The following is a 930-nucleotide window of genomic DNA, read 5'->3' on the forward strand; positions in this document are numbered from 1 at the left end:
GAAGTTACATTAACAAATACTACAATGTTTCGAGGATGCATTCAGGGATAAACTATTGTTCTCCAATAGAATATGAAGCCCTGGCAGCGTAAAATAAAATGTGTCCGCTTTATCGGGGGAAGATCACGCTAAACAGTTGGCTAGCACTCGTTCCTCGTACATTTTAGCCAACAATTTCGCGCCGCTTAGTAAGGCGTTATATTTTTAGGGAAGTATTGTGTTAAAAAAAATCATTGGGGTTCTGTCTGCCCTATTCATAAGCTCATCAACAATAGCTAAAAATGAAGAACCTTTATTAAAATTAATACCGGATAATCGAGTACAAATGGTTGCTGAGGGATATTCTTTGGACTGCGTTGATTTTGTAAAAAAGAGCTTCAATATCGAGCTGGATTACACAAATGATAGTGTCTTAGAGTTAGAACCAATACTTGATAATTTAAGTAAATATATCCGAGGAAAAGGAATGCCTGATGAAGATAGAATTGAATATGAGAAAATGTTTGGTTTTTACATTGGCGAGACATATCGGAGAAATCACTCAGATGTAGTTTGGGGTGATGTTTATATCAATGAAGTTAAATATTGGGCAATTGGTAGAGAGGACAACAACCAAGCTATCTTTTGGCCAGTTGCAAATGTTGCGAAGCGAATTGCTCTTGGTAAAGAAGCTGATATTGCAGTGTATTATAAAGCTTTAATCGAGTAATAAAAATATAACAAGTCACTCAAAAGGACTAAAAACAGTTGGTTCTTGCTCGTACCTCGCATATTATAACCAACAATTTTTAGCCTCTTAGTGAGGCGTTGGTATGACTCCCCACGTCAAGTTAAACCATAAAAACCTCTGCCTTTTTTCGAGCCATAATTTTCTCTTTTAAAGTTGAGTGAGTTAACGCATAGAATGAAGCCAGTAATTTCGTCGGTTAT

At 36.3% G+C, this 930-nt stretch carries 1 protein-coding gene; it reads left to right on the top strand.

Annotated features, from left to right (window positions below):
• The first annotated feature begins 217 nt into the window (after nt 1-217).
• Nucleotides 218-709: a hypothetical protein gene (locus ND2E_RS09305; protein ID WP_033094203.1), complete on the top strand. Its 492-nt coding sequence runs from the start codon at nt 218-220 to the stop codon at nt 707-709.
• Nucleotides 710-930: the final 221 nt, after the last annotated feature.

The sequence above is a fragment of the Colwellia psychrerythraea genome, assembly GCF_000764225.1.
Taxonomy (GTDB): Bacteria; Pseudomonadota; Gammaproteobacteria; order Enterobacterales; family Alteromonadaceae; genus Colwellia; species Colwellia psychrerythraea_D.